We start from the raw sequence: 20,237 nt of genomic DNA on the forward strand, positions 1-20,237 counted from the left end.
TTATTGGAGAACAGATGAAAGTATTACTCATATCACTAGGCTGTGATAAAAATCTGGTGGACAGCGAGGTCATGCTCGGTTTGCTGAACAAAGCCGGCCACCAGCTTACAAATGATGAGACAGAGGCAGATGTAGTAGTTGTAAATACCTGTGCGTTCATCAGCGATGCGAAAGAGGAAAGCATCAACACCATCATCGAGATGGGAGAACTGAAGAAAACCGGAAAACTAAAAAAGCTTATCGTTGCGGGATGTCTGTCCCAGAGATACAAGGACGAGATAATGAAGGAGCTTCCGGAGATCGATGTCATTATTGGTGCGACCAATTACGATAAGATAGTTGAGGCAATAGGAACCGACGAGGAGTCGATCGTAGATGATATAAATTATACTCCAAGGCCGATTGCCGAGAGAATAGTAACGACAAATGCGTCGATGGCGTATTTTAAGATCGCAGAAGGTTGTAATAAACTGTGCACTTATTGTATAATACCTCACATACGAGGCAGATACAGAAGCATGCCGATGGACAGCCTGATCGCATCCGCTGAAAAGCTTGCGTCTGATGGTATAAAGGAGCTTGTCCTTGTGGCACAGGAGACTACGCTGTACGGAGTTGATCTGTATGGTGAGAAGAAGCTTCCAGAGCTTCTCACAAAACTCAGTGAGATAGAAGGCATAGAGTGGATAAGACTTCTGTACTGTTATCCGGAGGAGATAACAGATGAACTAATAGAGGTTATGGCCACGAATCCGAAGATCTGCCATTATGTCGATATACCTATCCAGCATTCTGAGAATGCGATACTTAAGAGAATGGGCAGACGGACCAGCAGGGAGGACATTGTGGAGCTTGTCGGCAGACTGAGGACAGCCATGCCGGATATAGCCATCAGAACCACGCTCATATCTGGTTTCCCAGGTGAGACACAGGAACTGCACGATGGTCTGGTCGACTTTGTTGACGAGTGCGAGTTTGACAGGCTTGGGGTATTCACTTATTCGCCTGAGGAGGGCACTCCGGCTGCGGAGTACGAGGATCAGGTGGATGGAGAGCTGGCTGTAAAGTGGCGCGATGAGATCATGGAGCTTCAGCAGGAGATTTCCTATGAGAAGAACCAGCAGATGATCGGAAGCACCCAGAAGGTTCTCATTGAGGGATATCTGGTCGACGATGATGTATATGTGGGAAGAACCTACAGAGATGCTCCGGGGGTTGACGGAATAGTGTTCGTCAGCGCACCATATGAATTGATATCCGGTTCATTTGTGGATGTGAAGATAACCGAGGCAAATGAATATGACTTGACAGGAGTGATAGTAGAATGAATTTACCAAACAAATTGACAATACTAAGAGCTATAATGATTCCATTCTTTCTCGTGTTTTTATATATGTCACCGGGATGGTCGAAGTGGGTGGCACTTGGAATATTCATAGCCGCATCACTTACAGATATGCTTGACGGAAAGATTGCAAGAAAATACAATCTGGTTACCAATTTTGGAAAATTCATGGATCCTCTGGCAGATAAGCTGCTGGTATGTTCGGCACTCATAGCACTGTCGGATCTGAACAGGATCCCAGCATGGATCGTTATAGTGATCATAGCGCGTGATTTCATAATAAGCGGATTCAGACTTATTGCGGCAGAAAAGGGAATTGTTATTGCTGCTGGATGGTGGGGAAAGATCAAGACAACGGTTCAGATGATCATGGTAGGATTTCTGATAGCTGATCTCAAGGTGTTCTACATCTTTGATCAGGTGCTCATCTACCTTGCACTTGCACTGACACTTATATCTCTTGGAGATTATCTGTATCACAACAGAGAAGTCCTCAAGGACTAAAACAGTAAAAAATAAAACAGATTTTATAATTCAACGGGGAATTTGGGGTATACTTTTGTTTGAGGGTATATTTTACACAGATTCCCTGTTTTATTTTGAAAAATAATCGCTTACAACGCCGATAAACCTTTGATGGTTTTTTCGATTTTACTTGAAATATGACGACAAAGGCTTTACAATTATACTCGGCGAAAATTGGACTATATATAGTCCTAAAATAAATTAAACGGAGGGCTAAAAATGAGCAACACACCAAGCTTGTCAGCAAGTGACAGAATTTCAATGTTACTTGATGACTCAAGTTTTGTTGAAATCGGCGCATATGTAACTGCTAGAAATACAGATTTCAACATTCAGGACAAGGATACTCCAAAAGACGGCGTAATAACCGGTTATGGAGTGATCGATGGCAATTTAGTTTATGTTTACAGCCAGGATGCAAAGGTGCTCGGCGGTTCTATAGGCGAGATGCATGCCAAGAAGATCGCAAACCTTTACGACATGGCAATGAAGATGGGTGCACCTGTTATCGGGCTGATCGATTGTGCCGGACTCAGACTTCAGGAGGCTACAGATGCTCTTAATGCATTTGGAGAGGTATTCATGAAGCAGACTCTTGCATCAGGTGTAATACCACAGATCACAGCTATATTTGGTACATGCGGTGGTGGTGCAGCACTTATACCTAATCTCACAGACGTAACATTCATGACTAAGGAAGGAGCTAAGCTCTTTGTTAACAGTCCAAATGCTCTGGATGAGAACCGTGCAGAGAAGCTTGACACTGCAGCAGCAGATTATGTTGCAGAGAACACAGCAAATGTTGACGCAGTATACGACACAGAGGCAGAGCTTCTCGGTGCAGTGAGAACTATGGTAGGTCTTCTTCCATCAAACAATGAGGATGATGGCGACTGCGCAGTATGTGAGGATGATGTGAACAGAATCATTCCAGATCTTGCTACAAAGGCAGGGGATGTGAAGGCTGTTATAGCAGATATCACTGATGATGAGTTTGTATTCGAGCTCAAGAAGGATTTTGCAGATGACGTTGTTACTGCATTTATCAGACTTAACGGTGAGACAGTCGGTGTTGTCGGAAACCAGAAGGATGTCATGACAACAGCCGGTGCATATAAGGCAGAGGATTTCGTAAAGCTTTGTGATTCATTCAATATCCCAGTTGTCACACTTGTAAACATCAAGGGATTTGCAGCAACTGTAAAGGAAGAGAAGACTATCTCAAAGGCTGTTGCAAAGCTTACTTACGCTTATGCCAATGCAACAGTGCCAAAGGTAACTGTTATGCTTGACAAGGCATATGGTACAGCCTACACAGTTATGTGTTCAAAGGCTATCGGAGCTGATGTTGTATTTGCTTGGCCTAAGTCAGTTATCGGAACAATGGATCCAGAGATGGCTGTAAAGATCATGTATGAAGATGAGATCGCAGCAGCCGGTGACAAGCTTGCTTATATCAAGGAGAAGAAGGCTGAGTACACAGATGCTCTTTCAGGTGCCGTATCTGCAGCGAGAAGAGGCTACGTGGATGATATCATCGAGCCTGATGCAACAAGAAAGAGAGTTATAGCAGCACTCGATATGCTTTTTTCTAAGAGTGAGGACAGACCATTCAAGAAGCATGGAACAATATAAAGGAGTGACAACTTAATGGAAAAGATAATAAAGAAAAAGTTATTATTGATAGTTTCTATGTTAGCTGTTACATTTGCACTTGCCGGATGTTCGTCTTCAGACAAGAAAGTAGAATTTGACTATGACGGAAACACATTGGTTCAGATAGCAGAAACACAGGCTACGAATTACATGCAGATTGCGCAGGTTGAAGATGTATATAATTTCTATGTGGATGAAGAGGCAAATGGCGGTCAGGTAGATGAAACGACTGCTGATGCATTAAAGGTTTTTTCAACGATTGAGTCTGACTATGGTAAATTCCAGCAGTTTAAGCCGGTCAATCTCGAAGATGAAGATGATAAAACAATACAAGAAGTTGATGACAAGGTTGTTGTTACATTATATGCAGAATGTGCAGAAAAAGAAGCTATAGTAAAGGCAACATTTGTAGACAATTCGGTAACTTACAATTTCCAGAAGTATTCAGTGATGGCTCAGAATCAGTATTCAGAAGAAGATGCTGATCAGATGCTTGCATCAAATGGTGTTTATCCATACAAGATTTCCGAATTTGAAGTTGCTGCTAATCAGACACTTAAGGACAAGATGAAGGATGCGGGAGCAAATACCCTCATAGGTATGGGTATCGTGTTTATAGCACTTATCTTCATATCATTCATAATTTCACTTCTCAAGTATGTTCCGGCTCTTTTGGACAAGGAGACAAGAGAGAAGAGAAAGGCTGAGAAGGCAAAGAAGGCTCTTGGAAGCGTTGCAACATTAAATGTTGACAAGGAGGATGAGACTCCTGCAGGAAGCGCACCTGCTCCAGCTGGAATAGTAGACATTGTCAACACAGCGACCGGTGAGAGCGTTATGAACGACTCAGAGCTTGTTGCGGTTATATCAGCAGCGGTTATGGCGGCACAGGGCGGAAAGACAAGAGTTCGTGTAAACTATCCAAGTAACGATAAGTTGGTTGTAAGACCAAGAAAAAAGAATAAGAGATAATTATAGGAGGATAATTGTTATGAAGAATTATAGAATCACAGTTAATGGCACATCATACGATGTATCAGTTGAAGAATTATCAGGTGGCGCAGCTCCAGTAGCAGCACCTGTAGCAGCAGCTCCAGTGGCAGCACCTGCAGCAGCTCCTGCAGCTCCAGCACCAGCAGCAGGCGGCGCAGGAAGCGTTAAGGTTTCATCACCTATGCCTGGTAAGATCCTTGCAGTAAAGGCTAATGTTGGCGACTCAGTAAAGAAGGGTCAGGTAATCCTTATTCTTGAGGCTATGAAGATGGAAAACGAAGTTGTTGCTCCGGAAGATGGTACTATCGCAAGCATAGATGTTACAGTAGGCGCTAGTGTTGAGTCAGGCGACACACTTGCAACACTCAACTAATTGCTTGAATTAGAATAAATCTTATAGGAGGAAACAACTAAATGGGCAGCACAATAGTTGACGTTTTGACAAATTTAGCTAATCAGACCGGTTTTGCAAGTCTTGACTGGAAGAATTACGTTATGATCCTTATAGCGTTTGCTTTCATGTATCTTGCAATCGGAAAGGGTTTTGAGCCACTTCTTCTTGTCCCTATCTCATTTGGTATGTTTCTTGTAAACATGTTCCCAGATATTATGGCAGAGGGCGGCTTGTTACATTATTTTTACCTGCTTGATGAGTGGAGTATCTTACCTTCACTTATATTCATGGGCGTAGGTGCCATGACAGACTTTGGTCCGCTTATCGCAAATCCAAAGAGTTTCCTGCTCGGCGCTGCAGCTCAGTTCGGTATCTATACAGCTTACTTCCTTGCATTCCTTATGGGATTCAACGGCAAAGAGGCTGCGGCTATATCGATCATCGGTGGTGCAGATGGTCCTACATCTATCTACCTTGCCGGTAAGCTCGGCATGGGTGGAACACTTCTCGGACCTATAGCAGTTGCGGCATATTCATATATGTCACTTGTACCTGTTATACAGCCACCTATCATGAAGGCTCTCACAACAAAGAAGGAGAGACTTGTTAGAATGCCACAGCTCAGACCTGTAACCAAGATCGAGAAGATCCTTTTCCCTATCATCGTTACACTTGTGGTAGTTCTTATACTTCCAACAACAGCACCCCTTGTAGGTATGCTGATGCTTGGTAACCTCTTCAGAGAGTGCGGCGTTGTTAAGCAGCTCACAGAGACAGCTTCAAACGCTCTTATGTATATCGTAGTTATCTTACTTGGTACTTCAGTAGGTGCTTCTACAAGTGCAGAGGCATTCCTTAAGATGAGTACACTTAAGATAGTATTCCTTGGTCTTGTCGCATTCGCAGTTGGTACAGCAGCCGGAGTTCTCTTCGGTAAGCTCATGTGCTGGGCGACAAAGGGCAAGGTTAATCCGCTTATCGGTTCTGCTGGTGTATCAGCCGTTCCAATGGCAGCCAGAGTATCACAGAAGGTTGGAGCACAGTATGATCCTACAAACTTCCTTCTGATGAATGCTATGGGACCAAATGTTGCAGGTGTTATCGGTACAGCCGTAGCAGCTGGTACATTCCTTGCAATATTTGGAATTTAATTAAGAATTTAGGCAATGAAATTATATAGGAGGACGATAAAATGGCAGATAAGAAACCGATAAAGATTACGGAAACTGTACTGCGTGATGCGCATCAGTCACTTATAGCTACTCGTATGACAACCGAGCAGATGCTTCCTATCATCGACAAGATGGATAAGGTTGGTTATCATTCAGTAGAGTGCTGGGGCGGCGCAACATTTGATGCATCACTCAGATTCCTTAAGGAGGATCCATGGGAGAGACTCAGAAAGCTCAGAGATGGATTCAAGAATACAAAGCTGCAGATGCTCTTCAGAGGACAGAATATCCTCGGATACCGTCATTATGCAGATGATGTTGTAGAGTATTTCGTACAGAAGTCAATCGCAAATGGTATTGATATCATCAGAATATTTGACTGTCTGAACGATCTTAGAAACCTTCAGACATCAGTTAAGGCTTGTAACAAAGAGGGTGGACATGCCCAGGTAGCTCTTTCATATACACTCGGTGATGCATATACTCTGGATTACTGGAAGGATATGGCAAAGAGAATCGAGGATATGGGAGCAGATTCAATCTGTATCAAGGATATGGCTGGACTTCTTGTTCCAAATAAGGCTACAGAGCTTGTACAGGCACTCAAGGATGGTTCAAGCCTTCCAATTCAGCTTCATACACATTACACATCAGGTGTAGCTTCAATGACATATCTCAAGGCTGTAGAGGCTGGATGTGATGTCATCGATACAGCAATCTCACCTCTTGCGCTTGGTACATCACAGCCTGCAACAGAGGTTATGGCCAAGACATTTGAGGGAACAGAGTTTGATCCAGGTCTGGATCAGAAGCTTCTGGCTGAGATAGCAGACTACTTCAGACCACTCAGAGAAGAGTGGATCGCAAGTGGTCTCTTAAATCCAAAGGTTCTTGGCGTTAACGTTAAGACACTTCTCTACCAGGTACCTGGTGGAATGCTTTCAAACCTCGTATCACAGCTCAAGGAGATGGGTGCTGAGGATAAGTTCGAGGCAGTTCTTGAGGAGGTTCCAAGAGTTCGTAAGGACTATGGTGAGCCACCACTTGTTACTCCTTCAAGCCAGATCGTTGGCACACAGGCAGTTCTCAACGTCGTAACAGGCGAGAGATACAAGATGTGTACAAAGGAGTCAAAGGCACTTGTACGTGGCGAGTATGGTCAGTCAGTAAAGCCTGTTGATCCAGAGGTTAAGAAGAAGGTTATCGGCGATGAGAAGCAGATCACATGCCGTCCAGCAGATCTTCTTGAGAACGAGCTCGACAAGATTGAGAAGGAGATGATCCAGTACAAGAAGCAGGATGAGGATGTACTCACATATGCACTGTTCCCACAGGTTGCAACTGACTTCTTCAAGTACAGAGAGGCTCAGGATAAGAAGGTCGATGTCACACTTGCTGACAAGGACAGCACAGCTTATCCAGTTTAATAACTGAATTCATAAGGTCAGATATATAAATGATCATAAAAAGGGACGGAGCTCCGCGAGCGGAGTCTCTGTCCTTTTGTTTAATATATGGAGATAATATGACAGGAAAAATAGTGGTTATAGGAGCAGGAGCTGCAGGGGTAATGGCTGCACTGACAGCGGCACAGAAGAATAAGGTCATTCTCATTGAAAAGAATGACAGGATCGGAAAAAAGTTATTTATAACAGGTAAGGGACGTTGTAATGTGACAAATGCATGTGACGCTGACGGATTTTTTAATTCAGTGGTCACAAACAGCAAGTTTATGTACAGCTCCTTTTATACATTTGACAACAATATGATAATGGACTATCTGGAGAAGGCCGGATGTCCGCTCAAGATAGAACGCGGAGGAAGAGTGTTCCCGACAAGCGATCATTCTTCAGACGTTATAGGAGCATTCAAAACTCTTATAAACAGAAATAAAAATATAAGTCTGTATTTGAATACGAAGGTTACAGGAATCAATATAGAGGATGGTAGGATAAAGAGTGTTGACGTATCAGGAGATAACGGCGGGACAGGCAATGACAGGATATACTGTGATGCTGTTATAATTTGTACCGGCGGAAGATCGTATCCACTCACGGGATCTACCGGAGACGGATACAGACTGGCAGAACATATGGGTCATACGATAAAGCCGTTAAGTCCATCACTGGTTCCGTTTGAGATAGAAGAGAAATGCTGCTCCATGATGATGGGACTGTCGCTTAAAAATGTGGCACTTCACATAAGCAGTGGAAAGAAGAAAATATTTGACGAACAGGGGGAGATGCTGTTTACCCACTTTGGCATAAGTGGGCCGCTGGTGATCAAGGCCTCCGCATATATACACAGGTATATTGGAAAAGATATAGACATGTACATAGATCTGAAGCCGGCTATGGACAGAGATATGCTTGATGCCAGACTCCTCAAGGATTTCAAGAAATATGCAAACAAAGACTTCAAGAATTCTCTTGGAGATCTGCTTCCGATCAAGATGATAGATGTGGTTGTGGAGAGATCCGGTATCGATCCGTATAAGAAGGTCAACTCAGTGACCAGGGAAGAAAGACAGAGACTTATAGATGTGCTGAAGGAATTCAGACTTACATTTGTGGGGCTTCGGGGATATGATGAGGCTATAATCACAAGAGGCGGAGTGAGCGTAAAAGAGGTAAATCCTTCCACCATGGAGTCTAAGCTTGTGGGGGGCGTGTATTTTGCCGGAGAACTGCTGGATATCGATGCGCTGACAGGTGGATTTAACCTGCAGGTGGCGTGGTCGACTGGATATCTGGCTGGACTTTCTGCTTCCGAGAGTTTACAATAGGCGTGGACGACAGTCAATTTAATTACAGGGAGACGAAGATATGAATATAGCAATAGACGGACCTGCAGGTGCAGGCAAAAGCACGATAGCAAAAAAGGCGGCAGGCGAGCTTGGTTTTATATATGTGGATACAGGTGCCATGTACAGGGCGGTGGCTGTATATCTCACAGAAAGCGATATATCTGCCAGCGATGAAGACCTGGTGGAGAAAAGCATAGCGGACATTTCCGTGGAGATAAAATATGAGGATGGAGCACAGCAGGTCTACCTTAACGGCGAGAATGTAACAGGAAAGCTGAGAACTGAGGCTGCCGGTAATATGGCTTCAAAGGCATCTGCACTTCCATGCGTCAGGGAAAAGCTTCTGTCACTCCAGCGGGATCTCGCTGCTTCAAATGATGTTGTCATGGATGGAAGGGATATAGGAACAAATATACTTCCTTCAGCAGAGCTCAAGGTATACCTTACCGCCTCTTCGGCAGTGAGGGCCAAAAGAAGATATGACGAGCTTGTCGCAAAGGGCGCTGAGAATATTGATATAGAGAAGATAGAGCAGGATATAATCCAGAGGGATAAGCAGGATATGGAGAGAAAAACAGCTCCTTTAAAGAGGGCTGATGACGCGGTTCTTATCGACAGCTCAGATATGACGATAGAGCAGGTTACAGACACTATAGTCGGACTTGCAAGAGAGAGAATGTAATACAGGTGGTTTAGATATGGAGATATTACTTGCAAAGAGTGCCGGATTCTGCTTTGGCGTTCAGCGTGCGGTGGATACAGCATACGAACATGCTGACGAGGAAAATGTGTATACTTATGGTCAGATAATACACAATGAAGAGGTGGTTGGTGACCTTACAAAGCACGGAGTGCAGGTGATCGACAGTGATGACGAATTGCTTGAGATAAAAGACAGCAAGGTCATAATCAGATCCCATGGCGCTGAGAAAAGGATATATGACATTCTGGAGGCTGGTGGGAATACGGTGATAGATGCGACCTGTCCATTTGTCAAGAAGATACACAACATAGTGCGCGAGGAAGGACAGAAAGGAAATACAGTCGTCATCATAGGCGACTCAAGCCATCCCGAGGTGAAAGGAATCGTGGGCTGGTGTGTAGAGCCTCCGGTAGTCATAGGTTCCGAGGAGGAGGCTGAGGCTTTTGTAAGAAAATGTATTGACGGAGAGGTCAAAACAGCGGATAATATATCGATAGTTAGTCAGACAACTTTTAATTACAGAAAATTTAATTATATTGTTGATATTATTCGAAATAAATTGTATAATGTTACTGCTTATAAGACTATCTGTAATGCTACGTCTGTGCGTCAAAGGGAGGCGCAGGAGATTGCATCAAAGGTAGATGCCATGATTGTTATAGGTGGTCGGAACAGCTCTAATACTCAGAAGTTATATGAGATTAGTAAAAAAGAATGTGAGAATACTTACTATATACAGACACTCGTTGATTTGGATTTGACTACTTTTGAATCCGTTAGTAGGGTAGGTATTACAGCTGGGGCATCTACCCCAAACAAAATTATTAAGGAGGTTCATGGTAGGATGGACGAGATGAATTTTGAAGAATTATTAAAGAATGATGAGAGCAGAGTCTCAATCAAGACAGGAGAGATAGTAGAAGGTAGAGTTATCGATGTTAAGCCTGATGAGATTCTGGTAGACATCAGCTACAAGTCAGATGGTATTATTCCTAGAAGCGAGTATACCAACACACCTAATGCAGATCTGACAGAGCTTGTACATGTTGATGATCCGATAACAGCCAAGGTTGTTAAGACAAACGATGGCGAGGGATCAGTTCTTCTCTCATACAAGAGAGTTGCTGCAGAGAAAGCTAATGAGAAGCTTGAGGCTGCTCTTGAGTCAGGAGAGATCCTTACAGGTAAGGTTGTTCAGGTTGTAAGCGGTGGACTTAACGTTATGTACGATGAGACAAGAGTATTTATCCCTGCTAGTCTTGTTTCAGATACATACGAGAAGAATCTTGACAAGTACCTTGATCAGGATATCGAGTTTGTACTCACAGAGTACCAGCCAAAGAAGAGAAGAATAATTGGTAACAGAAAGCAGATCGTTGCAGCAAGAAAGGCAGAGGCTGCAAAGGCTCTGTTTGATAGAATAGAAGTTGGAATGATAGTTGAGGGTGTTGTAAAGAACGTTACAAGCTTCGGTGCATTCATAGATCTCGGTGGAGCAGACGGACTTCTTCACATCTCAGAGATGTCATGGGGAAGAGTTGACGATCCTAAGTCAGTTCTCAAGGTTGGTGATACTGTTAAGGCATTCATCAAGAACATTGACGGCGAGAAGATCGCTCTCAGCCTTAAGTTTGATGATACAAACCCATGGCTTAACGCAGCAGAGAAGTATGCTCCTGGAACAGTAGTTACAGGTAAGGTAGCAAGAATGGCTGATTTCGGTGCATTTATCGAGCTTGAGCCAGGTGTTGACGCACTTCTCCATGTATCACAGATCTCATATGAGCATGTTAACAAGCCAGAGGATGTATACAAGGTAGGCGATGAGGTTGAGGCAGTTGTTGTTGAGTGCAATGCAGAAGACAAGAAGATCAGTCTCAGCGTAAAGGAATTACTTCCAGCTCCAGAGTATACAGATGATGTAGCAGAGGACACAGAGGAGTAATCTGATATATAGACAGTTAAGAAAACCGTAGTCGATAATGACTACGGTTTTTTTATGCCAGAATATTTATATCAGAATAGTTTGTTCAGGACTGCAAGGATATAGGCGTGGGATTGCTCACATTTTTCGTGTAATTCGGTGCTGTCCGAAAGAAAACGGTTTCCTTTAAGATCTGTATCATAGAATATCTCTCCGTGAAATCCTGGTGGACAGGGTATGAAGCTGCCGGTCTTGGTGGTGAAAGCATTGTCCTTTGTCGCTTTTTCCTTGTGGGCATCGTCCACATAAGCCGCCATTGATTTGTGTATGGCCATGTGCTCCATAGGTAGATAGTAATAATTTTTGTAGTCCTTGAAGAAGTATTTCATTTCGGTGTCCCGGGTCTTTGGAACGACCACATGCATATGTGTGTTACATGCATTTACAAGAATTCCATTCAGGGATTCCGTTATGCGGCATGGAAGCTTTGGAATGGAACAGTTGTATGTTATTGAATCGATGGTATCGGATATATCATCTATCTGAAAGTCATCAGGAATATGAGGGATATTCACAAATTCAGATATAGATATAAGCCCTCTTATATCGTCATGGTTATGGGTGAGCATATCGTCAAGCAGAGATTCGTCGTGAGAATTCAGATAATGCTTGTAGGCGGATATAAGATCGCCTCCTGATATAAAAGTATTTCTCTGGAAGTCAATCAGATGCTCTATGTCAAACTGTTTAGCCGAGTCCAGACGCAGAAGCTTTTTGTATTTTCTGGTTGTTCTATATATATCCACGCTCTGTATATTGTCAAGCGTAGAGTCCACGTCGAATTGCTCCATCTTTTTCAGCAAGTAGGGGATGTCAAAGGTATCGCCGTTGTATGACACCAGTATTTTGTGATTCTTTAGGATCTGTTCAAAATGGGACAGCATTTCAGGCTCTGAAGTTCCGTTGTCATTGAATATCAACTGGGTGCGAAATGCACTGTCTGAGAAATATGAACATCCGATCAGATAGAGATCCGAACGTTTGGCGCTGAGGCCGGTTGTTTCTATATCAAAATAGAGTATATCCGACAGCTCGTCCGATATGTGAGCTGTATCTACATTTATGTCTTCAGTATATTCAAAAATTTTCATAATGGCTCCTTTTGGTTCCTTGCGTAAGGTACATTATAGAACATGCATTGTTCTGCAATATATATAGTAGCTGTCGTTTTTCAAAAAAGCAAACATATATTCACAATTGATAAATAATATGATATAATTACGAAGATTTAGTGTCGGTTTCTATGCGATTTTGAGATACCGTCATATATTACAGGACAGGAAGAGTTAACGGATGATTTCATATATTCGAGGAGCACTTGAAATAAAGGGTGACAATTATATAGTGATCGAGTGTGGTGGAATAGGGTATCAGCTCATGGTATCCGGAAAGTTTATGGAGAAGCTTCCACCGGTACATTCAGAGATAAAAGTAAGCACATACATGTATATACGCGAGGATGAGATATGTCTGTTTGGCTTTGAGAACGCAGATGAACTCAATGTGTTCAAGATACTGCTGGGAGTGAGCGGTGTGGGGCCAAAGGTTGCCATGTCTCTTCTGTCAACACTCACCGTGAACGAGCTCAGGCTTGCGGTCATATCTGAGGATGTAAAGGCCATATCAAAGGCTAATGGAATCGGGGCAAAGGGCGCTTCGAGGATCATTCTGGAGCTCAAGGATAAGCTGAGCATGGAGGATATGATAGATGCAGCATACAATGATTCGGTTGCTGTGCAGAACGCTGCAGGCGATGTGAGAACAAATGTCATATCGGCTCTCACAGCACTTGGATATTCAGGTGTTGAGGCGGGACGTGCTGTTTCGCGCGTAGATGGTTCAGCGGATATGGATGAGGAGCAGCTCCTTAAGGCGGCACTCAGATTTATGATATAGATTATTGATCAGATAGGTAGAAAAAAATGGGCAGAATTATTTCAACAGAAAGCTTGGACATAGAAGAACAGAAAAGTGAATATAATCTCAGACCTCAGTATCTGTCGGAGTATATTGGACAGAAAAAGGTCAAGGATAATCTGCACATATTCATAGAGGCGGCGAAGAAGAGAAATGAGCCACTGGATCATCTGCTTCTGTATGGACCGCCGGGACTTGGTAAGACGACGCTGTCGACCATTGTGGCAAATGAGATGGGGGTAAATATCAAGATCACCTCGGGATCTGCCATAGAAAAGCCCGGTGAGCTTGCCGCGATACTCAACAATCTGTCGGACAACGACATTTTGTTTATCGATGAGATACACAGACTCAGCACACAGGTTGAGGAGGTGCTCTATCCGGCTATGGAGGATTACGCAATAGATGTTGTGATAGGCAAGGGCGCAGGTGCAAGGTCGATCAGACTTGATCTGCCAAGATTTACACTGATAGGTGCAACGACGAGGGTCGGAATGTTGTCGGCTCCCCTAAGGGACAGATTTGGAATGGTGGACAAGCTGGAATTTTATACCCATGACGATCTGAGAGAGATAGTGATGAGGTCAGCGGAGGTTCTTGGAGTTGACATAGACGAGGAGGGTGCACTTGAGATCGCAAGAAGATCAAGAGGTACACCGAGACTTGCGAACAGACTTCTCAAGCGCTGCAGGGATTATGCTGAGGTGTGTCATGACGGCCATATAGATCACGATGTTGCTAAGGCCGCTCTGGACAAGCTTCAGGTCGATTCCATGGGACTGGACGTGAACGATAGAAATATATTAATGACAATGATAGAGAAATTTGCAGGAGGGCCTGTCGGTCTGGATACACTGGCGGCTGCCGTCGGTGAGGATCCGGGCACGATAGAGGATGTGTATGAGCCGTATTTCATAATGAATGGATTCATAAACAGAACTCCCCGGGGAAGAGTTGTCACTGATCTATGTTACAGACATTTTGGACTGGATGCATTTATAAAGGATAAGTAAAGGAGAATGGGATATGGCACAGAAGAATGATATCAAGGTGGTAATCAACAATAAAGTATATACATTGAGCGGCCAGGAGAGCGAGGACTATCTCCAGAATGTGGCGACATATATCAATGGCAAGATAGCAGAATGTCAGTCATCTGAGGCGTACAGGAGATTTAACGCAGAGTATCAGAATGTTCTGCTTGCACTGAATATAGCCGATGACTACTTTAAGGCAAAGGATCAGGTCAATCAGATGCTCACCGAGGATGACGACAAGGATAAGCAGATATATGATCTGAGACATGAGGTTATCGAGGTGCAGATAAAGTATGAGTCTGCACAGAAGATGATAGAGGAATACAAAGAGAAGATAAGTGAACTTCAGAGACAGATCATAAAACTTGAAGCGGAGAAAAATGTTAAATAAGACTGAAATTTTGGCACCGGCGGGCAATACGGAGGCGGTGAAAGCTGCAGTCAATGCATATGCAGACGCGGTATATCTTGGAGGCAGTATGTTCAGTGCCCGGGCATTTGCCGGTAATTTTGATGAAAAAGAATTGCTTGATACCATAGACTATTGTCACAGATTCGGAGTGAAGGTCTATATGGCGATCAACACACTGCTTAAGAATGAAGAGATACAAAGGCTCCCATCATATGTGGAGCCTTATTACAGGCAGGGCGTGGATGGGATAATTGTACAGGATATGGGAGTTGTCTCCGTTCTGGGCAAGTCGTTTCCAGACCTTCCATTGCACGGAAGTACACAGCTCAGCGTGTCCAGTTCACAGGGCGCTGCGTTTCTGAAAAGCATAGGCATGACCAGATTTGTGCCATCGAGAGAATTGTCATTGTCAGAAATCACAGAGATCAAGAAAAATGTTGATATAGAGGTGGAGACATTTGTCCACGGAGCGATGTGTTACAGCTATTCCGGAAGGTGCCTGATGAGCAGCTTTGCCGGAGGAAGAAGCGGTAACAGGGGAAGGTGTGCCCAGCCGTGCAGAAAGCAGTATGCCTCAAATGATGTAAATGAGTATATGCTCAGCCTGAAGGATATGTGCATGTTGAAGAGTCTGAGCAGGCTCATAGATGCGGGAATTGATTCTTTCAAGATAGAGGGAAGAATGAAAAAGCCAGAGTATGTGGCTGCAACCGTGACTGCGTACCGTGAGGTCAGAGATGCTTATCTGGCGGGCGAATCAGTGGAGAAACTGGCAGAGGAGCAGGAGAAGAAGCTTCTCGACATATATAACAGGGGCGGATTCTGCTCAGGTTATTATTACACATCCAATGGCAAAAAGATGCTTGCAAACAGCAGACCGAACCACACAGGAATTAAGGTTGGGCGTGTGAATGCGGTAGAAAAGCCATATGTGGATATAAAACTTGACGAGAATGTATCCGCAGGCGATGTCCTTGAGATAAGAGGCAGAAATGGTGATGTGGAGCTCACATGCAATGTGGCGGCAAAAGCGGGAAAGAATGTCAGACTTAAGGCGAAGTCATTCAGGAGCATTGCAAAGTTCAATGATGTATACCGTACAAGAAACGGTAAGCTTCTGGAAGATATACAGAATAATATAATAAATGCCGACAGGAAGATAGAGCTCGCTGCACATGTCAGTGCGTATGCGGATCAGCCATTAGAGCTTAAGCTTTCAACTGTAGAAGGAAAGTGTTCTGTCTCAGTCGAGGGGCCTGTGTGTACACAGGCACTTAACAAGCCTGTCACAGAGTCACAGATAGTTGACAAGATCAAAAAGACAGGCGGTACAGATTATGTGCTCGTGGATATAGCTGCTGATGTATCTGACAACCTGTTTGTACAGATAAGCGCAGTGAACAACCTGAGGCGGGAGGCGCTTGAACAGCTTGGACTGCAGATCTCACAGAGTTACAGGCGGGATGGCGGTGCAGTAAGAACTGGCCTGCCTAGCGCTGAAAGACCTCTTGAAAATGTGAAAAACAACACTGTTCACGGTGTTACAGTTGGAGTGTCGGACGCTGACCATGTAAATATTGTTAAGAATTATAAATGGGTCAGCAATGTAATAGTAGATTATAATGTCAGAAAATATGCAGATGAATTGAAGCAGGCCGGATTCAGAGTGATCCTTGCTCTGCCTGAGGTATTGCGGCAGAGAGAGCTTGACAGATATTCAGGCCTTTCCGGTGAACTTGGTTCATTTGACGGTGTGATGATCAGAAATTATGATGAGCTGGGAATTCTAAAGAAGTTGGACTATAAGGGACTCGTGATCGCAGATGCCAGTCTCTATGCGTATAATGATAATGCGTTTGATTTCTATAGAGAGAATATGGGTGATGTGTGCTTTATGTGCTCAAACGAGCTCACACTTGATGAGATACATGGTCTTTCATATGATACACTCATAAAGCTCTATGGTCATCAGAAGGTTATGATCACTGCAAACTGTATAGCAGGCAATTACATGAACGGCTGTGCCTCAAGGAAGATGTCCCGGAATGTCCTGACGGATGACAGGGGAAACAGATTCTATGTCAGAAATGACTGTGCGCACTGCTATAACATTATATATAATGGTGTTCCTACAAATATGATAGACAGACTGGCTGAAACCGGTATTTCAGGTAAAGACTGTTATATTGAATTTACAATTGAGGATACTAATAAAGTAAAGGATATAATGGACAGTCTGGAGCTTGCCCTGTCAGGGGAAAAAGCGGTATCCATGTCTGTAGATCAGTATACCAGGGGACATTATTACAAAGGAATCGATTAAGATTTTTTGATAAAGGTGGAAACATGATAACAATAGTAACGGAGATAGCGAAGTATTTGATCATATTTTTTATGGTTTTATACACCGTAAAATGCTTTACGGTTTTAAAGCCTGTGCCTGCCGATAAGAAACGGCGGGCGCTTAATGTGCAGATATTTTATGTGTTCATGATACATTTTCTTTGCTATCTGACATTATATCTGCATTATGAGAAGAAGAGCATACTTATATTTTATCTGCTACAGATGATAGTATCCATAACATATATGGTTTCATATCATGCCATTTATAAGGGCTCATCGAGACTTATAACGAACAATATGTCATTCCTTCTTCTCATAGGTTATGTCATGCTGACAAGACTTGATTTTGACCTGGCGAAGAAGCAGTTTATATTTGCCACGATCATGTTGGTGGTGACGGCATTTGTGCCGTTGTTCGTGGTAAAGTTCCCGCAGATAAAGAAATGGAATATATTCTATGCGGTGTTTGGTATAGGCTTCCTGTGCACGGTGTTCATCCCGCATGTGGGAGTTGATAAATATGGTTCAAACAACTGGATAAGCATAGGCGGAATATCGATGCAGCCTATGGAGATCGTCAAGATCATATTCGTATTCTTCCTTGCCAGCTCATTTGAAAAGGCAAAGAACTTTAAGGATATGATGAAAACGATCTGTGTAGCAGGACTTTTCATGCTGGTTCTGGTGGCTGAGACGGATCTCGGTGGTGCGGTGATCTTCTTCATGGTATTTGTCATGATGCTGTACCTTGCCACTGGTAAGCACAGCATACTTATAGGCGGAGGCCTCGGAGGTTCGGTTCTTGCTGTGGTTGGATATATGCTTTTGAAGAATCATTTCAGCCATGTCACCATGAGAATCGATGCATGGCTTAACCCGATCGAATATATAGATGGAAGTGGATATCAGGTTGCACAGAGTCTGTTTGCGATAGGCTCGGGCGGATTCGAGGGAACGGGTCTGTGCCAGGGACTTCCGACATCGATACCGGTCGTGTCCAGTGATTTTATATTTGCTGCGATATGTGAGGAGCTTGGAGTTATATTTGGACTCTGCCTGCTTCTTATGTATCTGAGCTGCTTCATATATTTCATCAATATATCGATGAAGATAAGAGATGCTTTTTATAAGAATGTAGCCTTTGGTTTTACAATATGCTTCATATTCCAGATATTCCTGAACGTTGGCGGTGTTGTGAAGTTCATACCATCTACGGGTGTGACGCTGCCGCTTGTGAGCTATGGAGTGAGTTCGGTTGTCAGCACACTCATTATATTTGGAATAATTCAGGGTATATGTGTATTAGAGAACAGTGGAGTTGATAAAAATGTCAGACAGGAAAGTATCAGCAGGGAAGAGTGGCCAGAGACCCCAGTCGCGGTCAGGGGTCAGTCAAACAGCGGTGAAAAACAACGCAAACAGAAAAAGCCAGTCCAGCGCAAAGCAAAGACAGGATACGACAGGAAAGAGACGAACTCAGATGAATTCTGGGGAGAATAGTGACATTCTGGACAAGAAGACAAATGACAAAAAGAATGTGCCTGTTCTGGTTATAACATATTTTGTTGTCATAATCTTTATCTGTATGTTTGCATATATTATCGTGTTTATGGTGAGGGATTCAAGAACATTCATCGCCAATTCATACAATGGGAGACAGTCTCTCTATGCGGAGAAGATAAAGAAGGGAAGCATCATATCCAGCGATGGAAATGTCCTTGCGGAGACATTGACGGATGATGATGGAAATGAGTACAGAAATTATCCATATTCCAATGTGTTCGCACATGTTGTCGGATATGACAGCAACGGACAGGCGGGACTTGAGATGAGCTCCGCGTACTATCTCCTGACATCAAACCAGAACATAATCACGCAGACATACAACAAGCTCAGGAATGAGAAGAGTCTGGGAAACAATGTCATAAGTACACTGAATACCACGCTGCAGAGCACGGCTTACGATGCACTGGGATATAATGACGGCGCTGTTGTGGTTATGGAACCGGATACTGGAAAGATCCTTGCCATGGTCTCAAAGCCTGATTTTGATCCGAACTATATAGACAGTGTGATAGAGGATTCACAGGATTCTGACAGCTCTTATCTGTTGAATCGTGCAACACAGGGTCTGTATCCACCTGGTTCAACCTTCAAGGTACTCACGGCTCTGGAGTATATTCATGAGAACAGCAATTATCAGAAATATTCGTATGAGTGCGAGGGCGAGGATATATTTGACGGAGTACAGATACACTGCTCAGATTATGCGGTTCATGGAACTGTGGATCTGGCGGACTCACTGGCGAAATCTTGTAACACTTCATTTGCCAATATAGGAATGAAGCTCAACAAGCAGTCGTACAAGGATCTGTGTGAGAAGTTCCTGTTTAACAAGGATCTTCCTTATGACGGATATTACAGAAAATCAGTATTCGAGTTAAATGCAACCTCAGATGATTCGGAGATACCTCAGACAGCCATAGGACAGGGCGACACACTTATAACACCTCTGCACAGTGCCATGGTCATGAGCACCATAGCAAACGGAGGAGTCATGATGTCCCCATATCTCATCGACAGGATAGAGACATGCGATGGCAATCTTGTAAAGACATTCAAGCCGAACACCTACGGTAAGATCATATCTGCATCTGACGCAAGACTTCTGAAGGATCTGATGCTTGGCGTAACATCATATGGTACGGCATCGGATGCATTTGCAGATTGCTCATATACCATAGCCGGAAAGACAGGTACTGCGGAGTTCAACGACAACATGGATTCACATTCGTGGTTTGTTGGATTCTCAAATGTTGATGATCCGGATATTGTCGTATGTGTCATAGTTGAGAATGCAAGCTCAACTGGAGCTTCAGCAAAGTATATTGCCAGACAGCTCTTTGACGCATACTATAATTATGTGAAATAATTGCATAAAATGATG

17 protein-coding genes are annotated in these 20,237 nt (G+C 43.5%); 16 read left to right on the forward strand and 1 reads right to left on the reverse strand.

Going from position 1 to position 20,237, the window contains the following annotated elements:
- Positions 1 to 14 precede the first annotated feature (14 nt).
- The 10 genes from rimO to ABUA31_RS00465 all read left to right on the forward strand — a co-directional run bounded on the left by rimO (position 15) and on the right by ABUA31_RS00465 (position 11,539).
- Entirely contained in the window at positions 15 to 1,328 is a 1,314-nt protein-coding gene (gene rimO / locus ABUA31_RS00420; protein WP_022216522.1) for a 30S ribosomal protein S12 methylthiotransferase RimO, read from the forward strand.
- Complete coding sequence (gene pgsA / locus ABUA31_RS00425; protein WP_015534884.1) at positions 1,325 to 1,849, forward strand: CDP-diacylglycerol--glycerol-3-phosphate 3-phosphatidyltransferase; 525 nt, start codon at positions 1,325 to 1,327, stop codon at positions 1,847 to 1,849. The genes rimO and pgsA overlap by 4 nt, the downstream gene beginning before the upstream one ends.
- A gap of 240 nt (positions 1,850 to 2,089) precedes the next feature.
- On the forward strand, positions 2,090 to 3,505 hold the full coding sequence (locus ABUA31_RS00430) for an acyl-CoA carboxylase subunit beta (protein WP_015534885.1): 1,416 nt from the start codon (positions 2,090 to 2,092) through the stop codon (positions 3,503 to 3,505).
- 15 nt (positions 3,506 to 3,520) lie between these two features.
- Positions 3,521 to 4,498: an OadG family protein gene (locus ABUA31_RS00435; protein ID WP_055144530.1), complete on the forward strand. Its 978-nt coding sequence runs from the start codon at positions 3,521 to 3,523 to the stop codon at positions 4,496 to 4,498.
- A 19-nt stretch (positions 4,499 to 4,517) separates the two neighbouring features.
- On the forward strand, positions 4,518 to 4,892 hold the full coding sequence (locus ABUA31_RS00440) for a biotin/lipoyl-containing protein (protein ID WP_161171803.1): 375 nt from the start codon (positions 4,518 to 4,520) through the stop codon (positions 4,890 to 4,892).
- A gap of 41 nt (positions 4,893 to 4,933) precedes the next feature.
- Positions 4,934 to 6,064 (forward strand): sodium ion-translocating decarboxylase subunit beta, encoded by a 1,131-nt coding sequence (locus ABUA31_RS00445; protein ID WP_055222592.1) that lies wholly within the window; start codon positions 4,934 to 4,936, stop codon positions 6,062 to 6,064.
- 41 nt (positions 6,065 to 6,105) lie between these two features.
- Positions 6,106 to 7,512, forward strand: coding sequence for an oxaloacetate decarboxylase subunit alpha (locus ABUA31_RS00450; protein WP_015534888.1), 1,407 nt, complete (start codon positions 6,106 to 6,108; stop codon positions 7,510 to 7,512).
- A 98-nt stretch (positions 7,513 to 7,610) separates the two neighbouring features.
- Positions 7,611 to 8,870, forward strand: a complete 1,260-nt coding sequence (locus ABUA31_RS00455) for a BaiN/RdsA family NAD(P)/FAD-dependent oxidoreductase (protein ID WP_022216518.1) — start codon at positions 7,611 to 7,613, stop codon at positions 8,868 to 8,870.
- Between the two features lie 40 nt (positions 8,871 to 8,910).
- Entirely contained in the window at positions 8,911 to 9,573 is a 663-nt protein-coding gene (gene cmk, locus ABUA31_RS00460; protein WP_022216517.1) for a (d)CMP kinase, read from the forward strand.
- Positions 9,574 to 9,589: 16 nt separating this feature from the next.
- Positions 9,590 to 11,539, forward strand: a complete 1,950-nt coding sequence (locus tag ABUA31_RS00465) for a bifunctional 4-hydroxy-3-methylbut-2-enyl diphosphate reductase/30S ribosomal protein S1 (protein ID WP_022216516.1) — start codon at positions 9,590 to 9,592, stop codon at positions 11,537 to 11,539.
- A 71-nt stretch (positions 11,540 to 11,610) separates the two neighbouring features.
- Here the strand turns inward: ABUA31_RS00465 and ABUA31_RS00470 are convergent, their stop codons facing one another.
- Positions 11,611 to 12,669 carry a ribonuclease H-like domain-containing protein gene (locus ABUA31_RS00470; RefSeq protein ID WP_055144524.1) on the reverse strand — a complete coding sequence of 353 codons (1,059 nt, stop codon included), beginning with the start codon at positions 12,667 to 12,669 and terminating at the stop codon, positions 11,611 to 11,613.
- A gap of 202 nt (positions 12,670 to 12,871) precedes the next feature.
- Here ABUA31_RS00470 and ruvA point away from each other — a divergent pair, with 202 nt between their 5' ends.
- The 6 genes from ruvA to ABUA31_RS00500 are packed head-to-tail and all read left to right on the forward strand — an operon-like array spanning position 12,872 to position 20,222.
- Positions 12,872 to 13,474 (forward strand): Holliday junction branch migration protein RuvA, encoded by a 603-nt coding sequence (gene ruvA, locus ABUA31_RS00475; RefSeq protein ID WP_015534891.1) that lies wholly within the window; start codon positions 12,872 to 12,874, stop codon positions 13,472 to 13,474.
- 26 nt (positions 13,475 to 13,500) lie between these two features.
- Positions 13,501 to 14,508, forward strand: coding sequence for a Holliday junction branch migration DNA helicase RuvB (ruvB, locus tag ABUA31_RS00480; protein ID WP_349818337.1), 1,008 nt, complete (start codon positions 13,501 to 13,503; stop codon positions 14,506 to 14,508).
- A 13-nt stretch (positions 14,509 to 14,521) separates the two neighbouring features.
- Positions 14,522 to 14,923 carry a cell division protein ZapA gene (locus ABUA31_RS00485; protein ID WP_015534892.1) on the forward strand — a complete coding sequence of 134 codons (402 nt, stop codon included), beginning with the start codon at positions 14,522 to 14,524 and terminating at the stop codon, positions 14,921 to 14,923.
- The gene (locus tag ABUA31_RS00490; protein ID WP_349818338.1) at positions 14,913 to 17,267 is read left to right on the forward strand and encodes a peptidase U32 family protein; all 2,355 of its coding nucleotides are present in this window, start codon (positions 14,913 to 14,915) and stop codon (positions 17,265 to 17,267) included. The genes ABUA31_RS00485 and ABUA31_RS00490 overlap by 11 nt, the downstream gene beginning before the upstream one ends.
- Before the next feature lie 23 nt (positions 17,268 to 17,290).
- On the forward strand, positions 17,291 to 18,790 hold the full coding sequence (locus ABUA31_RS00495) for an FtsW/RodA/SpoVE family cell cycle protein (RefSeq protein WP_022216511.1): 1,500 nt from the start codon (positions 17,291 to 17,293) through the stop codon (positions 18,788 to 18,790).
- Positions 18,771 to 20,222: a peptidoglycan D,D-transpeptidase FtsI family protein gene (locus ABUA31_RS00500; RefSeq protein WP_349818339.1), complete on the forward strand. Its 1,452-nt coding sequence runs from the start codon at positions 18,771 to 18,773 to the stop codon at positions 20,220 to 20,222. Before ABUA31_RS00495 ends, ABUA31_RS00500 begins: the two co-directional genes overlap by 20 nt.
- Positions 20,223 to 20,237: the final 15 nt, after the last annotated feature.

This window comes from Coprococcus sp. RTP31081st1_H1_RTP31081_211007 (assembly GCF_040227275.1).
Taxonomy (GTDB): domain Bacteria; phylum Bacillota; class Clostridia; order Lachnospirales; family Lachnospiraceae; genus Coprococcus; species Coprococcus aceti.